The sequence below is a fragment of the Maribacter sp. 1_2014MBL_MicDiv genome (assembly GCF_001865655.1).
GTDB lineage: Bacteria > Bacteroidota > Bacteroidia > Flavobacteriales > Flavobacteriaceae > Maribacter > Maribacter dokdonensis.
The window spans coordinates 2,203,728-2,221,444 of sequence record NZ_CP011318.1; the positions used below are offsets into that span (position 1 = coordinate 2,203,728).

Annotated in this window: 17 protein-coding genes; 10 read left to right on the plus strand and 7 right to left on the minus strand. The window is 37.0% G+C overall.

The window, feature by feature from the left end; genetic code table 11:
• Positions 1 to 77 precede the first annotated feature (77 nt).
• Both YQ22_RS09255 and YQ22_RS09260 read right to left on the minus strand, forming a co-directional pair.
• Positions 78 to 725 carry a gluconate 2-dehydrogenase subunit 3 family protein gene (locus tag YQ22_RS09255; protein WP_071340965.1) on the minus strand — a complete coding sequence of 216 codons (648 nt, stop codon included), beginning with the start codon at positions 723 to 725 and terminating at the stop codon, positions 78 to 80.
• Positions 725 to 2,434, minus strand: coding sequence for a GMC oxidoreductase (locus tag YQ22_RS09260; protein WP_071340966.1), 1,710 nt, complete (start codon positions 2,432 to 2,434; stop codon positions 725 to 727). Before YQ22_RS09260 ends, YQ22_RS09255 begins: the two co-directional genes overlap by 1 nt.
• A 171-nt stretch (positions 2,435 to 2,605) precedes the next feature.
• Between YQ22_RS09260 and YQ22_RS09265 the strand changes: the two genes are divergently transcribed.
• The 4 genes from YQ22_RS09265 to YQ22_RS09280 all read left to right on the plus strand — a co-directional run bounded on the left by YQ22_RS09265 (position 2,606) and on the right by YQ22_RS09280 (position 6,580).
• Positions 2,606 to 3,598 (plus strand): sugar phosphate isomerase/epimerase family protein, encoded by a 993-nt coding sequence (locus YQ22_RS09265; RefSeq protein WP_071340967.1) that lies wholly within the window; start codon positions 2,606 to 2,608, stop codon positions 3,596 to 3,598.
• 17 nt (positions 3,599 to 3,615) lie between these two features.
• On the plus strand, positions 3,616 to 4,059 hold the full coding sequence (locus tag YQ22_RS09270) for a DinB family protein (RefSeq protein WP_071340968.1): 444 nt from the start codon (positions 3,616 to 3,618) through the stop codon (positions 4,057 to 4,059).
• Positions 4,060 to 5,289 carry a nucleoside permease gene (locus YQ22_RS09275; protein WP_071340969.1) on the plus strand — a complete coding sequence of 410 codons (1,230 nt, stop codon included), beginning with the start codon at positions 4,060 to 4,062 and terminating at the stop codon, positions 5,287 to 5,289.
• A 151-nt stretch (positions 5,290 to 5,440) separates the two neighbouring features.
• The gene (locus YQ22_RS09280) at positions 5,441 to 6,580 is read left to right on the plus strand and encodes a Gfo/Idh/MocA family protein (RefSeq protein ID WP_071340970.1); all 1,140 of its coding nucleotides are present in this window, start codon (positions 5,441 to 5,443) and stop codon (positions 6,578 to 6,580) included.
• Between the two features lie 67 nt (positions 6,581 to 6,647).
• Here YQ22_RS09280 and YQ22_RS09285 read toward each other — a convergent pair whose 3' ends face one another.
• On the minus strand, positions 6,648 to 7,109 hold the full coding sequence (locus YQ22_RS09285; RefSeq protein ID WP_071340971.1) for an ASCH domain-containing protein: 462 nt from the start codon (positions 7,107 to 7,109) through the stop codon (positions 6,648 to 6,650).
• A 64-nt stretch (positions 7,110 to 7,173) separates the two neighbouring features.
• Complete coding sequence (locus tag YQ22_RS09290) at positions 7,174 to 8,877, minus strand: GMC oxidoreductase (RefSeq protein WP_071340972.1); 1,704 nt, start codon at positions 8,875 to 8,877, stop codon at positions 7,174 to 7,176.
• Positions 8,878 to 9,035: 158 nt separating this feature from the next.
• On the opposite strand from YQ22_RS09290, the gene YQ22_RS09295 reads away from it, so the two are divergent.
• The 6 genes from YQ22_RS09295 (at position 9,036) to nadD (ending at position 13,840) form a co-directional block, all read left to right on the plus strand.
• Positions 9,036 to 10,088: a sugar phosphate isomerase/epimerase family protein gene (locus tag YQ22_RS09295; protein WP_058104395.1), complete on the plus strand. Its 1,053-nt coding sequence runs from the start codon at positions 9,036 to 9,038 to the stop codon at positions 10,086 to 10,088.
• A gap of 12 nt (positions 10,089 to 10,100) precedes the next feature.
• Positions 10,101 to 10,841, plus strand: a complete 741-nt coding sequence (locus YQ22_RS09300) for a 3-keto-disaccharide hydrolase (RefSeq protein WP_071340973.1) — start codon at positions 10,101 to 10,103, stop codon at positions 10,839 to 10,841.
• Positions 10,842 to 10,853: 12 nt separating this feature from the next.
• Positions 10,854 to 11,675, plus strand: a complete 822-nt coding sequence (locus YQ22_RS09305; protein WP_071340974.1) for a 3-keto-disaccharide hydrolase — start codon at positions 10,854 to 10,856, stop codon at positions 11,673 to 11,675.
• 134 nt (positions 11,676 to 11,809) lie between these two features.
• A complete protein-coding gene (locus YQ22_RS09310) occupies positions 11,810 to 12,667 on the plus strand; it encodes a YicC/YloC family endoribonuclease (protein ID WP_071340975.1) in 858 nt (285 codons plus the stop codon).
• Positions 12,668 to 13,249 carry a guanylate kinase gene (gene gmk / locus YQ22_RS09315; protein ID WP_071340976.1) on the plus strand — a complete coding sequence of 194 codons (582 nt, stop codon included), beginning with the start codon at positions 12,668 to 12,670 and terminating at the stop codon, positions 13,247 to 13,249.
• A gap of 6 nt (positions 13,250 to 13,255) precedes the next feature.
• The gene (gene nadD / locus YQ22_RS09320) at positions 13,256 to 13,840 is read left to right on the plus strand and encodes a nicotinate (nicotinamide) nucleotide adenylyltransferase (protein ID WP_071340977.1); all 585 of its coding nucleotides are present in this window, start codon (positions 13,256 to 13,258) and stop codon (positions 13,838 to 13,840) included.
• A gap of 20 nt (positions 13,841 to 13,860) precedes the next feature.
• Here the strand turns inward: nadD and YQ22_RS09325 are convergent, their stop codons facing one another.
• The 3 genes from YQ22_RS09325 to YQ22_RS09335 form a co-directional block, all read right to left on the minus strand.
• Entirely contained in the window at positions 13,861 to 14,580 is a 720-nt protein-coding gene (locus YQ22_RS09325) for a hypothetical protein (RefSeq protein WP_071340978.1), read from the minus strand.
• A gap of 66 nt (positions 14,581 to 14,646) precedes the next feature.
• Positions 14,647 to 15,363, minus strand: a complete 717-nt coding sequence (locus YQ22_RS09330) for a DUF6503 family protein (RefSeq protein ID WP_071340979.1) — start codon at positions 15,361 to 15,363, stop codon at positions 14,647 to 14,649.
• A gap of 28 nt (positions 15,364 to 15,391) precedes the next feature.
• Positions 15,392 to 17,659: an inorganic phosphate transporter gene (locus tag YQ22_RS09335; RefSeq protein ID WP_071340980.1), complete on the minus strand. Its 2,268-nt coding sequence runs from the start codon at positions 17,657 to 17,659 to the stop codon at positions 15,392 to 15,394.
• Between the last annotated feature and the right edge of the window lie 58 nt (positions 17,660 to 17,717).

Sequence of the window (17,717 nt, forward strand, 5' to 3'; positions counted from 1 at the left end):
GTGGTTTTTTTTATGTAAAAAGCCAAGAACTATGTAAGATCAAGTTCTTGGCTTTTAATAATTAGAAAGTTATATGGTTATAAGGACCATGCCTTACCACCTGTAAGCTCTTGCATATCTCCACATGCTACGTATTCACCCGGTACAGGTAAATATGCCAATACTTCTTCGCCTACATATTCAGAAGCTTTATAGCCCCAAATGGTCATTCCTCTCAAGTTGTTGGCAAATGCAAATCTTGATATTTCATCGTCTATTTCCGCGGTTGTACCTTCAGATATAGCTTTTGTGTAACTATTGATAGTTTCGAACATTTCTGCTTGCTGATCTTTTGTGTATTTCAAAGAACTTGCCAATACTGGCTCTAAGTCTTCGGTGGTTAGATCTTCGGCATTTTCCTTGCCAGAATCTGCCAACGCTTTATCAATAAATTTGGTCATTGACATTTTAAGGAAATCCTGTTGTTCCTTTTCCATTACATCTTGCGCAAATTTGTCGATAAAAATATCTACTTGTACTTCAGAAGCAGAGGGAGTATCTGTTTTAGGTAAAATGATGTCTACCAATTTTGTTAAAACGTTACCTTGGGATTGAGCTAGAAATTCGGGAGTCCAGGTAATTGCCGGTTCACTTTTACAGCTTTGAACGATCGATAATAAAGTTGGGGTAGCCACCATATATCCAAGTGACATTCCCATATTTTTTAATACGCGTCTTCTATCCATTATATATTTCCTTTTTTAAGTTCTTGAACTGCATGGTTTGCAGCTCTGGCCGTAAAGGCCATATAGGTTAATGATGGGTTTACACAACTTGCAGAGGTCATAAATGAACCATCGGTTACGTAAACATTTGGTACATCATGTAGTTGATTGTTACCATTCAATACCGATGTTTTTCTGTTTCTTCCCATACGGGCAGTTCCCATCTCATGAATACCTAAACCTAATGCACTTTCGTTATCATATCCTTTTACATCTCTTAAACCTGCTTTTTCTAACATATCTACAGCAGATTCAAGCATGTCTTTTCGCATTTTAAGCTCGTTTTCTTGTAATTCGGCATCAAATGTCACGGTAGGCAGTCCCCAGTCATCTAATTTGTCATAGTCTAGGGTAAATCTATTGTTCTCATATGGCAATACTTCACCAAAGCCCATCATACCGAATGTCCATCCGCCTGGCTTTAATACGGCATCTTTTAAATCTTTACCATAAGATAGCTCGGCAATGGTTTCTTCCCAATTACCTCTAGAGGCACCACCTTGGTATCCAAATCCTCTTTTATAATCTCTGTCAGAATCACCACCTAAATTTCTAAATCTTGGAATATAGATACCGCTTGGCTTTCTTCCTTTGTAATATTTATCATCAAAACCATCAAACTTACCAGACGCACCCACTTGTAATTGGTGGTCCATAATATTACGTCCCAATTGATCAGATGCGTTACCCATACCATTAGGGAACGTTTCAGATTTAGATTGCATTAAGATAGATGTAGAGGCAATGGCCGATGCACATAAGAAAATCACCTTTGCTTTGAACTCAAAAGTTTCTTTAGTGTTTGCGTCAATTACTTTTACACCTGTTGCTTTCTTGGTATTTGGATCATACATTACTTCATGCACAATAGAGTCTGGTCTTAAGGTCATGTTACCTGTAGCTTCCGCTGCCGGTAATGTTGATGATAAACTACTAAAGTAAGCTCCAAAAGGACAACCTCTAATACATCTATTTCTAAATTGACATTTACTTCTTCCGTCAAATTGTTTTGTTCCTGTAATATGGGCCGTTCTACCAGCTGTTACCACACGGCCATCAAAATTCTCCGCCACCTTTTCCCTGAATTCCTGCTCAACACAGTTAAGCTCCATCATGGGTAGAAATTTACCATCCGGTAATTGTTCCAAACCTAAGTTCTCTCCACTTACCCCTATATATTCTTCTACCTTGTCATACCAAGGTGCTATATCTTTATAACGTACAGGCCAATCTACGGCAATACCCTCTTTTTTATTTGCTTCAAAATCAATATCGCTCAAACGGTAACTTTGACGGCCCCATTGTAAAGAACGCCCACCTAAGTGGTAACCTCTCATCCAATCAAATCGTTTGGTTTCGTTATACGGATGTTTAAGGTCATTAACGAACCACATGTGACTGGCTTGGTTTGTAGTGTAGCCGGTTCTGTTTTGTTTTGGTTGTTGTGCTATGATTTCCTTTGTTGGTTGCCCTGCATTTGGAAAATCCCACGGATCCATATTGGCGGTCTCATAGTCTTCAATATGTTTTACCATTCGACCTCTTTCCAAAACTAGTGTTTTAAGGCCGGCTTCACATAATTCTTTTGCGGCCCAACCACCACTAATTCCTGTTCCTACAACTATAGCGTCATAGGACTCCTGCTCTTCATTGTAATAAAATTTGCTCATAAAAGTTGTTTAATCTCTAAATTTATTAAATATTAAATTAATTCTATACATTTATTGTCCATTCTTCTTGCGAAATTCGCTAAAATATGCATCTTGCATATGCATAAAATCTAGACACGGTTTTACGCAAACGATTGAGAATATTATTCAAACAACAACAAACAACCAAAAATGAGAACAAACAAGTTTATTAAGATTACTACTGTAGTATGTGTTGGATTATTAGTATTAGGTACTTACTCCTGTAAAGACGCCAAGAAAGAAAAAGTGGCAGAACCTGAAGTAGTAGAAGAAACAAGTAATGCCGAACCATTTTTTGATTTATCACTAGCACAGTGGTCTATGCATAAAATGATTAGGGAAGATGGCGTAGATCCGTATTCTTTTGCCGAAAAAGCTAAAAATTGGGGTTTTACCGGATTAGAGTATGTTAGCCAATTGTACAATCCGGAACTTGAAAAAGCAAATTACTCTGAAGAGGCTATGGCAAATTTTGTTGCCAAATCTAATGCCGAAGCTGAAAAACACGGAATGAAAAATGTGTTGATCATGATCGATGGTCAAGGTAATTTGGCGGTCAATGATGAAGCAGAAAGAAATGAAACCGTGGAAAAACATAAAAAATGGGTAGATGCAGCTGCAGCAATGGGTTGCCATGCCATTAGAGTAAATCTTAATGGTAGTACCGTGCCGGAAGAATGGATAAAAAATTCGGTAGACGGATTAACAAAATTAGCTACCTATGCAAAAACCAAGAATATTAATATTTTGGTAGAAAATCATGGGGGACTCTCTTCTAACGGTGAACTTCATGCGGAGGTAATGAAAACCGTAAATATGGATAATTGTGGAAGTCTACCCGATTTTGGTAATTTCTGCATTGAACGTAAGCCAGATAGTTGGGATTGCCTTAAAGAGTATGATAAATACAAGGGGGTTAAAGAACTTATGCCTTATGCAAAGGCAGTTAGTGCAAAATCAAATAATTTTGATACCGATGGGTATGATACTGGTATAGACTATGTACAAATGTTGCAGATTGTTAAAGACGCAGGTTATACAGGTTTTATTGGTGTAGAATATGAAGGTTCTGAAATTAGCGAAGAAGCCGGTATTATTGCTACTAGAGACTTATTGATAAAAGCCTCAAATGAAATAGAATAATTTTTATGGAATGATGTATGGAAGCTTTTTTTAATGAAATTTTTGACTATAATTTTCACTGTAATAAAAAATTGATCGAGCAATGTTCAGAGCTAGACGACGTACCGGCAAACACGGTACGTTTGTTTAGCCATATTATGAACGCGCACCATATATGGAATGCTAGATTGGTGCATAAGCCGAGCAAATTGCAGATTTGGCAAGAGCATGAGATAAAGGACTGGTCAGATATTCATTATGATAATCAGCGTACATCTTTTGAGATTATCTCCAATGCAGATAATTTTGAAAAGCGCATAGATTATGAGAATACGGAGGGTAGACTTTTTACAAATACCGTTCAGGATATTCTATTCCATATCATAAATCATTCTACCAATCACCGCGGTCAAATTGCTGTGGATTTTAGAAATAATGAGAAGAAGCCAATAGGTTTTGATTATGTTTATTATAGAAGATAGATGAAAAGTTTAGTTAGGGCACAGCTTTGCTTCATGATGTTTTTAGAGTTTTTTATTTGGGGTGCATGGTTTGTAACATTGGGCACTTTTTTAGGGAATAACTTAAAAGCAACAGATGGGGAAATAGCATTGGCATTTTCAACACAATCTTGGGGGGCTATTATAGCTCCCTTTGTTATAGGAATTATTGCGGACAGATATTTCAATGCGGAAAGAATCTTGGGAGTTTTACATATTCTAGGCGGGGTACTTATGTATTTCATGTACGGAACAACCGAATTTGACGATTTTTATATTTTGGTTTTAGGATATATGATTTTGTACATGCCTACATTGGCATTGGTGAACTCGGTCTCTTTCAATCAAATGAAAAACCCTGCCAAGGAATTCTCTTTGGTTCGTGTTTTTGGAACATTGGGTTGGGTAATAGCCGGCCTATCGATCAGCTATGTGTTTAATTGGGACCAAGGCATCAATATTGGAGATGGTCTGCTTAGAAATACATTTTTGATGACCGCAATTGCATCGGCCATACTAGGTGTTTTTAGTTTTACATTACCTAAAACACCACCAAGAGCGGCAACTACGGGTAAGATTAGTTTCAAAGAAATACTGGGTTTAGATTCCTTAACTCTGTTTAAGGACAAGAACTTCTTGATATTTTTTGTGTCATCGGTCTTAATATGTATTCCTTTGGCATTCTACTATCAGAACGCCAATCCTTTTTTGGTAGAGATAGGAATGAACAATCCTACCGGTAAAATGACATTGGGGCAAGTTTCTGAAATTGCCTTTATGCTTTTATTGCCCTATTTTTTCACCAAGTTCGGTTTCAAGAAAACTATTCTTGTTGCTATGGCCGCTTGGGTAGTACGTTATTTGCTCTTTGCCTTTGGAGATGTAAACGAGCTAGGCTTTATGCTGATAATCGGAATTGCATTACACGGAATCTGTTATGATTTTTTCTTTGTTTCAGGACAGATTTATACGGATAGCAAAGCTGGTGAAAAATTTAAAAGCTCTGCCCAAGGTCTAATTACATTGGCAACTTATGGGGTAGGTATGCTCATAGGTTTTTGGGTAGCAGGTAAAATATCTACTGCGTATGTAATAAATGATGGGGAACATATATGGCAAACCATTTGGATGTATCCGGCTGGTTTTGCATTAGTTGTTTTTATTTTGTTCGCTATTTTTTTCAAAACGGAGAAAATAGATTATCAATCTTAGATAAATTCTTTAATTTAAGCCCCAAAAATCAATAGACCATTAGTGCAAATAGCCTTTATTTTATAGATAAATGGCTTCAATATTTCAAAATAGATAATAGTAATCCAACAAATTTTAGTAAATATTATTTTCAATTTAAACAACAACAAAAATGCCAAAGAAAATACGATTAGGAATATTAGGTGGAGGAGGAGATTCACTTATAGGAGTTTTACATAGAGTAGCTTCTTTTATTAATGACAATTACCAAATTACAGGTGCTGTGTTCAATCCGGATCATGACGCTAGTATTGCATTTGCAAAGGAAATAGATGTGCCCTTAAATAGAATATACAAAGATTTTGACACCCTTATAGAAGAGGAGTTGAAATTGCCTGAAGATGAGCGTATACAGGTGTGCTCTGTTCTAACACCAAATTTCTTGCATTACCCAATGGCAAAGAAGTTATTGGACAATGGTTTTAGCGTTATTTGTGAAAAGCCAATGACCACAACGTTAGAGGAAGCAAAGGATTTACAAAAGGCACATGCCAAAGCAGGTACCGTTTTTGCTTTGACACATACGTATACCGGGTACCCAATGGTACGTCAAATGCGTGAAATGATCAAGGCAGGTGCTTTGGGTAAAATACATAAGGTTGATGCCGTTTATTACCAAGGGTGGATCAATACCATTATACATGATAAAGAGAAAAGATCTTCAGTTTGGAGATTGGATCCTAAAAAAGCGGGTATTAGTTCTTGTATGGGTGATATAGGTGTTCATGCTTTTAATATGGTAGAATATACTACCGGATTAAAAGTTAAAGAGCTACTTTGTGATTTCAATTACCTATACGAAGACAATCAAATGGATGTTGATGGTACCGTACTTATTCGCATGGGAGATCATGTAAAAGGTGTTATTAGAGGTAGTCAGGTGGCCACAGGTGAGGAAAATGGTTTGGCTATTGCTATTTATGGTGAAAAGGGAGCATTTAGATGGGAGCAAGAACGACCTAATTTTTTATATAAATTAAGTGATACGGAGCCTACACAAGTTTATAAGCCTGGTCATGCCTATAACTCTGAATTATCATTGGACGGAACAAAATTGCCAGCAGGTCATCCTGAAGGTATATTTGATTCTATGGCAAATATTTACAAAGGTGTTGCAAAGGCCATTAGAGGAGAAGATTACAATGATGGCGAGTTCCCCACCATGTCAGATGGTGTTCGCGGTATGAATTTCATAGAAGCCACTGTAGAATCGCACAAAAGCGGTAATAATTGGGTAGCTCTAGAAAACTAATCCATTATATAGTAGAAAATAAAAGAGCCGCATTTTGCGGCTCTTTTTTATGTTGTAAAATGAAAAACTAGGAATGTACCATTTTAAATTCTTGACAGACAACGATCATACTTTCCCTAGGTTCCCTATTGAATTTTTGCAACTCTCTACTGAAAAGGTCCCAATGGTATTTTTTCCAGTACTCTAACGTTTTATCCCCGTTTGCTTCAAGTTGGGCGTAAGCCGAATCAATACTAAAATAAGGTTTAATTGTAACTGCGGTGGTAGCAACTATGCATTGTGCTTCACCACTATAATTGGTTACCACAATGTAGTCTCCTATTTTGGGTAAGGGTTCATGATGGTTTTGTAGGCCTAACAAAGAATGTGTAATCGCTTTTTTAACACCGGTTTTAATTAAATTGGCATTCTCATTGGCGTTGGTTTCATTGTTGCCAAAATACATAGTTTTAGGCGTTTCGTGAAAAACGTCTTCCAAGTGGTTTTTTAAATAACTTCCCCACATGTTTCTTGCCGATGCATTCTCCATAGATTAATATTTTCTGTAATGTTTAGTTTGTAGTAAACGCTATTCTTTATAATAAATTTCAGTATCAAGAAAATTTACCTTCTTTTAACTGTTCGGCTGCATGGTTTGCAGCTCTGGCAGTAAATGCCATATAGGTCAATGATGGGTTTACACAACTAGACGAAGACATAAAAGCGCCATCCGTTACATACACATTAGGTACTAAATGTACTTGGTTGTTCTTGTTGATTATGGAGGTCTTTGCGCTGTGCCCCATTCTGGCGCCACCCATTTCGTGAATGCCCAAACCTGGTCCGCTAGACTCTTCATAAGAAGCTACATCTTTAAAGCCTGCAGCTTTGAACATGGTAACAATCTCTTTTTTAATGTCTTCACGCATATTATACTCGTTCTCTTTAAACTCTACATCAAAAGCTAGTTGAGGTAAACCCCATTTGTCCTTTTCGGTAGGGCTTAGGGTTACTCTATTATCATCATAGGGTAAAAACTCACCAAATCCCGTTACGCCAATGGTCCAGCGACCTGGTTTCAATACAGACTCCTTTAAGTCTTTACCATATGAAAGTTCTCCAATTTCTTTTGACCAATCTCCCCTGCTGGCCGTGCCTTGGTAGCCAAAACCTCGTAAATATCCATTCCGTTTTGTTTTTTCGTTCAAGTTTACAAAACGTGGTATGTAAAACCCGTTGGCTCGCCTTCCTTTATAGTATTTGTCTAGGTAGCCATCAACTTTTGCCGTAGCACCTAATTTATAATGGTGGTCCATAATTCCTCTTCCCAAAGCATCAGAATCGTTTCCTAATCCATTCGGGAAGCGTTTGGATTTGGATTGTAATAGAATACCGACCGATGCCATTGCAGATGCGCATAAAAAAATCACCTTTGCCTTAAATTCAATTTTCTCATTTGTTTCTGCATCTATAATTTTTACGCCTGTTGCTTTTTTGGTATTATCATCATAGATAACCTCATACACTATAGAGTTTGGTCTAAGGGTCATATTTCCGGTTCGTTCCGCTGCCGGTAATGTTGATGAGTTACTACTGAAATAACCGCCAAATGGGCAGCCGCGCCAACAACGATCTCTGTTTTGGCAAGTACCACGACCTTCAAAAGTGGCATTGGGATCGGTAATGTGTGCAGCCCTACCTATGGTAATCAATCTTCCGTCTTCGAATTTTTCTGCAACGTTGTTTTTAAAATCCTCTTCTACACAATTTAATTTCATGGCAGGTTGAAAAATTCCGTCAGGTAACACATCTAACCCTAAGGCCTCACCGCTTACACCTATATATTCTTCAACTTTATCGTACCAAGGCGCAATATCCTTGTATCTTACGGGCCAATCTACGCCAATACCTTCTTTTTTGTTGGCTTCAAAATCAATATCGCTCCAACGGTAACTTTGTCGACCCCAGGTAAGTGATCTACCGCCTACTTGATATCCACGTATCCAATCAAAGCGTTTGGTCTCTACATAAGGGTGTTCCAGGTCATTGACAAAAAAATGTTTAGAATCTTCTGTAGGTGCCCAATTTACCCGTTTTTGAATATGGTATTTTTCTTTATCTTCTTTAGAAAGTTGACCTTTTAACAGGTAATCCCAAGGGTCATCGTGCATGGTAGGATAGTCTTCAATATGCTTCACCATAGGGCCACGTTCCAAGACAAGTGTTTTTAAGCCCTTCTCTGTTAATTCCTTAGCGGCCCAGCCACCACTTATTCCTGTGCCGACTACGATTGCGTCGAATATTTCATCTTGATTCATGCTTCAATTTTTATCTTTTTCTGATGGTATTCCCTATATTTATAGCAAATCTTTAAAGTATTGAGAAGAACACTATTCAATTCTTAAATATAAGATAAATTGATGCATTTAATGTGTCTTTTTCAACAACTAAATCAAACAACAGACAGTAAATTTTTATGAAAACAATCAAAGGACCAGCCGTATTTTTGGCACAGTTTGTAGACAGTAAAGCCCCTTTCAACACCCTTGACGGAATGTGTAAATGGGCATCTGACCTTGGTTACAAAGGAATTCAGATTCCTACATGGGAAAGTTTCCTAATCGATTTGGACAAGGCGGCCGAAAGTCAGACCTATTGCGATGAGCTAAAGGGAAAAGTAAACTCATATGGCTTAGAAATCACAGAACTTTCAACACACCTTCAAGGTCAATTGGTAGCGGTACACCCTGCGTATGACCTTATGTTCGATTCTTTTGCGCCCGATAATGTACGTGGCAATGCAAAGGCAAGAACAGAGTGGGCAGTAGAAACGGTTAAAAAAGCCGCTACGGCCAGTAGAAGATTAGGGCTAAACGCACATGCAACTTTTTCTGGGTCGTTACTATGGCATACTATGCACCCATGGCCACAAAGACCAGCCGGTTTAGTGGAAATGGGCTTTGAGGAATTGGCAAATAGATGGTTGCCGATCTTAAATCATTTTGATAAAGAAGGTGTAGATGTATGTTATGAAATTCACCCAGGCGAAGATTTACATGATGGCGATACTTTTGAGCGTTTTTTAGAGGCTACGGGAAATCATAAAAGGGTTAATATTCTTTATGATCCAAGTCATTTTGTATTGCAGCAGTTAGATTACATCACTTATATAGATCATTACCATGAGTTTATAAAGTCTTTTCATGTAAAGGATTCAGAATTTAACCCAACAGGTAAGAAAGGTGCGTTTGGTGGATTTAATGATTGGGGAGATAGAGCTGGTAGATATCGCTCTTTGGGTGATGGACAGATAGATTTCAAGACCATCTTTTCTAAATTGACGCAATACGGATGTGATGTATGGGCAGTAATGGAATGGGAATGCTGTATTAAAAGTCCGGAGCAAGGTGCTCGTGAAGGGGCTAAATTTATTTCGGACCATATTATTGAGGCCACTGAGAAGACCTTTGATGATTTTGCCGGTGCGGAAATAGATAAGGAAATGTTGAAGAAAATGTTAGGACTTTAAAAAAGAGGATAAATGAAGAAGTTATTGGTAAGTGCCACTTGTTTATTGGCAATGATGTCGTGTAAGCAAGAAAAGAAAGAAACGGTAAACGCTACAGTAGTAGAAGAAGTTGAAGTCGTTGAAAATGAATGGGAAGTACTGTTTGACGGTACTTCGTTAGATCAGTGGAAAGAGTTTAAGACTGACGGCGTAAGTGATGCATGGAAAATTGAAGGTGATGCCTTGGTATATACGCCACCAGCGGAAGGTGAAGAACAAAAAAACCATGATTTGGTTACCAGGAAAGAGTATAACGATTTTGTTTTGACACTTGATTGGAAAATATCGGAAGCAGGTAATAGTGGTGTATTTTGGGGTGTAAGCGAAGATGAGAAATTTGGCACGGGTTATCAAACCGGTCCCGAAATTCAAATTTTAGATAACGATAAGCATCCAGATGCCAAAGCGGGTACAACGCACCAAGCATCGGCTTTGTATGATATGGTTGCCCCTGCCAAAGATGCAACCAAACCAGTAGGTGAATGGAATACGATGGTCATTACGGTGAACCACAAAGAGCATAAGGGTAGTGTTACTTTGAACGGTGAAGAAATGGTAACTTTTCCGGTAGCTAACGATGAATGGGACGCTATGGTTGCAAAATCTAAATTTGCCGGATGGGACGGATTTGGAAAGTATACCACTGGTAAAATTGGTTTGCAAGACCACCACAATGTAGTGTCTTTTAGAAATATTAAAATTAAACAACTTTAATAGCATTAGATTATGAGAAAGAATAACACTTTAATGATGTTGGGGGCTATTTTGGTTTTGGTGTCTTGCCAAGAAAAAGTATCTACCGATGTTGTAGAAACTATGCAGGCTAAAGATAGTGTGATCGTAAATAAGGAGTATATGGGCGAGGAGCCTACAAAACCGGAAGAAACTGAATTCTATGAACCCAAAGTGCCTGTTGTTAAACCTGGCGAAGTTGGGTCTGCCCCAAGTGATGCCATTGTGCTTTTTAATGGTACAGACTTAAATAATTGGATAAGTACAAATGATAGTACGGCTGCTAAATGGCACTTGAACAAAGATGGCAGTATGACGGTAAATGATAAGACCGGAAACATACAGACCAAGCAAAATTTTGGAGATGTACAATTGCATATAGAATGGAAATCTCCTTTACCGGTGCAGAGAGAAGGGCAAAATAGAGCCAATAGCGGTGTGTTTTTAAATGGTATTTATGAAGTACAGGTATTGGATCAAAATGATAACCCAACCTATGTAAATGGGCAAGTAGCTTCTATATACAAGCAACACGTGCCGTTGGCTATGGCTTCTGTGCCAACAGGGGAATGGAATACTTATGATATTATTTATCACGCACCGGTATTCAACAAAGATGGCGGTAAAATAAAATCTGGCGATATCACCGTAATCCATAATGGCGTGTTGGTTCAAGACCATGTTGAACTAAAAGGTACTACGCCATATATTGGATGGCCAAAAAACCCACCACACGGCAAAGGACCTTTAATGTTACAAGATCATGGCGACGATAGTCGCGTAAGTTTCCGTAATATTTGGGTTAGGGAGCTTTAAAACAAATAATTTAATAATTGAGGAGTAAACAAGAGTTCGCTTTTGTTTACTCCTTCTTTACATATGTATGTTAATAGGTTTTTACATTAGATTTTTCAATTACCTTACCTTTGTCTTAATCTTAAAATGAATTTATGATTCAATCCATGACCGGTTTCGGTAAGCATGTAGTTCAGTTACCTAATAAAAAGATTACCGTTGAAATCAAATCACTTAACAGTAAGAGTATTGATTTAAATGCGCGTATGCCCTCCAGTTATCGTGAAAAAGAGTTAGAACTTAGAAAGTTGGTAGCTAATTCTTTGTTACGTGGAAAGGTAGATTTTAACTTGTACGTGGAACTTACCGGTAATGAAACCTCTACTCAGGTAAATGAAATAGCGGTTAAGCAATACATGAATCAATTAAAGAATATAGCTTCTGGTGATGATCTTAGATTATTGGAAATGGCTTTGCGTTTTCCCGATGCCATGAAGACTGATAAGGAAGATATTGATGAAGAGGAGTATAAAGCCATTAAGGAAGCTTTAATAGGTGCTTTAAAAGAGATCAATGAATTTAGATCCGAAGAAGGCAGTGTTTTAGAAAAGGATTTTTTAGCTAGAATAGCTTCTTTGGAAAAATTGTTGGAAGAGGTGATTGCAATTGACCCAGATAGACAGGCAACAATACGTGAGCGATTAGAAAAGGCGGTGCAAGATATAAAAGCTGATGTTGATGCAAATAGGTTTGAGCAAGAGCTTATTTATTACTTAGAAAAATATGACATCACAGAAGAAAAGGTTCGGCTGGCCAATCACTTGGATTATTTTAGTAAAACATTACGTTCAAATGATAGTAATGGTAAAAAATTAGGGTTTATTTCTCAAGAAATTGGTCGTGAGATCAATACTATTGGGTCTAAGGCCAACTTTGCTCCAATGCAACAGCTTGTGGTGCAAATGAAAGATGAGCTAGAGAAAATAAAAGAACAAATGTTAAACGTATTATAGATGAAAGGCGGTAAACTAATCATTTTTTCTGCGCCATCGGGTAGTGGCAAAACTACCATTGTTCGGCATTTATTGGCGCAACCAGAGCTGAATTTGGCTTTTTCGGTCTCTGCGACTTCACGCCCAAGAAGGGGGAAAGAAAAAAACAAGGAGCATTATTACTTTATGTCGGTTTCAGAATTTAAGAATCATATTAAAAATGATGATTTTCTGGAGTGGGAAGAAGTTTATAGGGATAATTTCTATGGTACGCTTAAAAGTGAGGTAGAACGTTTATGGGCAGAAGGCAAGAACGTTATTTTTGATATTGATGTTGTTGGCGGATTACGTATTAAAAAGAAATTTCCTGAACAGACCTTGGCGGTTTTTGTAAAACCCCCTAGTGTTGATGAGCTTAAAATAAGACTTAAGAAACGCAGTACCGAGAGTGAAGACAAAATTAACATGCGTATTGCAAAGGCATCGGTAGAATTGGCGACGGCACCTCAATTTGATAAGATTATTAAAAATTATGATCTTGATGTGGCTCTAAAAGAAGCGGTAGATCTAGTAGCAGATTTTGTTTCTGAAGACAAAGACTAGTATGTTATGAAGAAGGTAGGATTATACTTTGGTACCTTTAACCCTATTCATATTGGTCATTTAGTCATTGCGAACCATATGGTGGAGTTTTCTGATTTGGATGAGGTTTGGTTCGTTGTAACCCCACAAAGTCCGTTTAAGACCAAGAAAACGCTTTTAGACAACCATCAAAGATTCGAGATGGTATATGAAGCCACAAAAGAGTACGATAGGCTAAAACCTAGTAATATTGAATTTAACTTACCCCAGCCGAATTACACGATAAATACACTTGTTCATTTGGGAGAAAAGTACCCAAATGGATATGAATTCTCGTTGATAATGGGTGAGGATAATTTAAAAGGGCTGCATAAATGGAAGAATTATGAGGCTATTTTAGATCTGTATAACATTTATATATACCCTAGAATTTCAGAAGGTGCTATAGAACATCAATTTCAAGACCATGCAAAGATACATCGGGTAAATGCTCCTATTATGGAAATCTCTTCCACGTTTATACGAAAGGAACATAAAAACGGTAAAAACATTAAGCCATTATTACCACCAGAGGTTTGGAAATATATGGATGAAATGAATTTTTATAGATAGTACTCCAAGAATCCCAGTAATTAACTCGCTGGCGCTATGTTTGCTGGAATTATATTTTTGGTCTTTGCGAATGCAAGGGAAAGCTGGCCGTCCTGAATATCGTCCAGTACCCATTGTCCATTAGTATATTCCATTACCCAAATTTTTTCTTCTTCATCAAATTTACTACTACCCTGAACAATCTTATGGGTGTCAATATCTTTTAGATAATCCATAATATTGGCAGTAATTAGAAAGGCAATTCTTGATCCTTCTAGACCTTCATCTTCTGAAATCTCAAGATATAATGGTTTAACAGATTTTATGCCATCTACTTTACAAACATTTCTTAGGTTTTCTTTTTTCCATTCGTCCAAATGCACCAATTGCTGATTTTGCCAGTACCAATGACTAATGTAGCTAGAGGCTTCTTTTAAGTCTTGATTATTCCAAGCGATATACACCCTATTGAAAATATTACGTACATTCTTGTCTAAATTGAGCCAAGAGAAATCTTTATTTCTTTTGCCTAATTCCAATAATTCTTTTTTACAGTTTTTAACGGCAAAATATTCCCTGAAATAAACGTAGATAGTAAGAGGAAAAAATATAATTCCAATAATGCTTAAAAGTACTTTTCCCCACCAGGTCTTAAAAATTGCCTTCACCACAGTTCCGCCAGGTCCGGCATACATAGGATCAATATCAAAAAGAACTAGGGTAATAACCAGTATCAGTAGTATATAATGACTCTTTCTCATGCTAAGAATGAATTAGGGTTCATTCAATAACTGAGAATATACTGAATTTAGTATATCACTATCTAATTATAGTGAATTCGCTTTACGTAGGTTATCGGTAGCTAGGTATACATCACCTTTATTATAATACCATGCACGTACTTTAGGAATTTTAATGCCGTTTACCGTAATCATCTCTGAAAGTAGAATGTACTCGCCATCATTTTTACTTTCATCATGAAAGAACTGATATACCTCCATGGCGTAGGTTTTAGGGTCAAAGTAAAAATACCAAGTATCATTACCTACTTCTTTTTCATACGTGGCTTTTAATACTAAATACTCCTTTCCCTTAAAAATCTTCTTAACTACGTTATTATCTATTATAGTACCCGGATCTTTCAATTTCATAGGGAGACCATATAGATAGGTATAATAGTTTTTCATCATCTTAGCTCGATCACAGCTAATATTCAAGCTATCCTTAATCTTTGGGAATATAGAAGTACTGCCGTTCAATTTCAATGTACATTCACCATTGTCCAATTCAGATTCAATAGTATAATTGTCTTTTTTAACTGTAGATTTAAAATAGTTGTGAGGCAGCTTCATTTCAATCACAGTGCTACGTGGACTGCTTTTAGGGTTTTCCATTTCAATGAGCATTTTACCTTTAAAACTAGACCAGTTATTTTCTGGATCATGATAGGCAATGGTGCGTTCTAATAACTGAGTTCCTGTAATTTCTTGAGCATAATTTAATACCCCGTGTAGCAAGAAAACGGATAGCAAAACATATTTCATAAAACGTGTTGTTTAAAGTGTATCTCCTTTAGTCTAATGTTGCCGGTTTAACATCGGCATCATGTTCCTTGTAATATAGCTCTAGAAGGTTCATGGTCGCCGTCATCAAATCTTTAGTCTCTAGTAAGATAGTAAAATATAGCGTAGTGTTTTTAGGACTGGATTCTTCTGACCTGGTGCGCTCAACCTGAAGGCTTATCTTTTGGGATACCAAATCATATAATTCTTGTTTGTTATTAAGAATGTTACCTATTTTCTCAAATGATCTTTCGTCAAAAGCATGATAGGTATTATCTAGAATTTCGGCAAGTTTAATATCTATTTGCTTCAGTTCCTTGATTTGGTTATACTTTAATTTTTTATGGTTATTGTTAACGTGCTTGTGACTTACCTTACCAATATATTCCAATGATTGTGAAATATCTGTCAAGTGACCCATGGCATTTATATAGAAATTACTGGCACCTATATGTGCTTCTTCCAAATTTTTAATAAAATAGAAGGTGTGGTTTCTTAGGTCTTCAATTTCGTTGGCCAATTTGGCGCCTTGCTTTTTGTTTTTATGAAGAGAGCTTAAGTCTTGTTTCGCAAGTCCGTTAATGGAGTTCGAGTATATTTTGTTGGCTCTTTTAACGACGTTTGCAATATTCTTGGCACTTTCCTCAATAACCCCTTGAATAGAACTGCTTTCTGCACGTTGTAAGATTTCCTCTTCTTTGGTTTCCTTTAATTTTTTGGTGTGTGATAAGTAGTTCTTGCCAATTAAGATAAAGGCTAAAATCAATAAGGCTCCAATTGCCCAAATACCTCCTAAATGTATAACATAAGCAATGATCGCTGCAGCTACAAACGCTACAATGGCGGTAAAGAACCATCCGCCTATAACATTAAGCACACCCGCAACTCTATATACCGCACTTTCCGATCCCCAAGCTCTATCTGCCAAAGATGTACCCATAGCAACCATAAAGGTTACGTAAGTTGTAGATAATGGTAGTTTTAACGATGTAGCCAAAGAGATCAATACGCTGGCAACCATTAGATTTACGGAAGCTCTAATTAAATCAAAAGCAGGCTGATCTTTAGCTTTTGCTTTTTGGGCATATGATGTTGGCTTAATAAATTGTTCGTTGATTCTATTTTGAATTGCTACGGGAATTAATCCGTTTAAATTTTCTGAAGCTTTAATGGAGAATTTAACAATTTGCCTAGACAGGTAATTGGGCTCAAAACGCTCTTCCCCTTCATCTTGTCTAGAAAGATCCACGCTAGTCTTAACAACATTTTTTGCTTTAGATGAAAACCATAGCGTAACCACCATGATTATACCAGATGCCAGTAATAGATACGTTGGTGTCTGTACAGCGACCGCAAGTCCTTTCATATTGTATTCTGAAGCTAATTGACCAGATTCTGACCAACTTAAAAAAGATTCATAAGCAGCTAATGGAACCCCAATAAAGTTTACCAAATCATTACCTGCAAACGCCATGGCCAGGGCAAAAGTTCCTAAAATGATAATTACAGTATAAATATTCCACTTCAGAAAAGTGGTTGCTGCCCAAGAAAGTACAAACCATAAAGCGAAATTTCCTAAAAGAAATAATTCTGGATTTTCGGCAATGAACATAGCTGCCTCAGGACTAATGATCGAAGTGCCTTTAAGACCTTTGATCAATATGAAATATATAATCGCAGTGATGGCCATACCACCAAAGATTGCACCTACCCACTTTGGCTTTTCGTTGAATTTAAAGGATATTAAAACCCTTGTAAAAAATTGAACAATGGCACCAATGGTAAAAGCAATGACGACCGATAATAGGATTCCAATGATAATTTCGGTGGCCTTATCTGTATTTATATAGTCGGTTAAATGTGTAATATTACCATCGCCAGAATATATTTTAACAAGCGATATTGCTACGGCCGCACCCAATAGTTCAAAAACAATGGAAACTGTTGTTGATGTGGGCATACCAAGGGTATTGAAAAAATCCAGTAATAATATATCCGTAATCATAACGGCCATAAAGACAATCATGATTTCTGCAAACACAAATTCTGACGGATTAAAGATTCCTTTTCTGGCAACTTCCATCATGCCGCTAGATGATATTGCGCCAAAGGCTATACCAACACTGGCAACGATCATTATGGTTTTAAAGGAAATTGCTTTTGAACCTATTGCTGAATTTAAAAAGTTGACGGCATCATTACTGACACCTACAATTAAATCGGTTATGGCCAGTACGGCCAATGCAATAATCATGAATAAATATATGTTCTCGCCCATCAAAAAATTAAATAAGGAACAAAAATGATACTATAAATTATCATTCAGGTTAACATAA

What these genes read in the sequence shown, in the direction of transcription:
- YQ22_RS09255 (WP_071340965.1), bottom strand. Translation starts at nt 725, where the DNA reads ATGGATAGAAGACGCGTATTAAAAAATATGGGAATGTCACTTGGATAT.
- YQ22_RS09260 (WP_071340966.1), bottom strand. Translation starts at nt 2,434, where the DNA reads ATGAGCAAATTTTATTACAATGAAGAGCAGGAGTCCTATGACGCTATA.
- YQ22_RS09265 (WP_071340967.1), top strand. Translation starts at nt 2,606, where the DNA reads ATGAGAACAAACAAGTTTATTAAGATTACTACTGTAGTATGTGTTGGA.
- YQ22_RS09270 (WP_071340968.1), top strand. Translation starts at nt 3,616, where the DNA reads ATGGAAGCTTTTTTTAATGAAATTTTTGACTATAATTTTCACTGTAAT.
- YQ22_RS09275 (WP_071340969.1), top strand. Translation starts at nt 4,060, where the DNA reads ATGAAAAGTTTAGTTAGGGCACAGCTTTGCTTCATGATGTTTTTAGAG.
- YQ22_RS09280 (WP_071340970.1), top strand. Translation starts at nt 5,441, where the DNA reads ATGCCAAAGAAAATACGATTAGGAATATTAGGTGGAGGAGGAGATTCA.
- YQ22_RS09285 (WP_071340971.1), bottom strand. Translation starts at nt 7,109, where the DNA reads ATGGAGAATGCATCGGCAAGAAACATGTGGGGAAGTTATTTAAAAAAC.
- YQ22_RS09290 (WP_071340972.1), bottom strand. Translation starts at nt 8,877, where the DNA reads ATGAATCAAGATGAAATATTCGACGCAATCGTAGTCGGCACAGGAATA.
- YQ22_RS09295 (WP_058104395.1), top strand. Translation starts at nt 9,036, where the DNA reads ATGAAAACAATCAAAGGACCAGCCGTATTTTTGGCACAGTTTGTAGAC.
- YQ22_RS09300 (WP_071340973.1), top strand. Translation starts at nt 10,101, where the DNA reads ATGAAGAAGTTATTGGTAAGTGCCACTTGTTTATTGGCAATGATGTCG.
- YQ22_RS09305 (WP_071340974.1), top strand. Translation starts at nt 10,854, where the DNA reads ATGAGAAAGAATAACACTTTAATGATGTTGGGGGCTATTTTGGTTTTG.
- YQ22_RS09310 (WP_071340975.1), top strand. Translation starts at nt 11,810, where the DNA reads ATGATTCAATCCATGACCGGTTTCGGTAAGCATGTAGTTCAGTTACCT.
- gmk (WP_071340976.1), top strand. Translation starts at nt 12,668, where the DNA reads ATGAAAGGCGGTAAACTAATCATTTTTTCTGCGCCATCGGGTAGTGGC.
- nadD (WP_071340977.1), top strand. Translation starts at nt 13,256, where the DNA reads ATGAAGAAGGTAGGATTATACTTTGGTACCTTTAACCCTATTCATATT.
- YQ22_RS09325 (WP_071340978.1), bottom strand. Translation starts at nt 14,580, where the DNA reads ATGAGAAAGAGTCATTATATACTACTGATACTGGTTATTACCCTAGTT.
- YQ22_RS09330 (WP_071340979.1), bottom strand. Translation starts at nt 15,363, where the DNA reads ATGAAATATGTTTTGCTATCCGTTTTCTTGCTACACGGGGTATTAAAT.
- YQ22_RS09335 (WP_071340980.1), bottom strand. Translation starts at nt 17,659, where the DNA reads ATGGGCGAGAACATATATTTATTCATGATTATTGCATTGGCCGTACTG.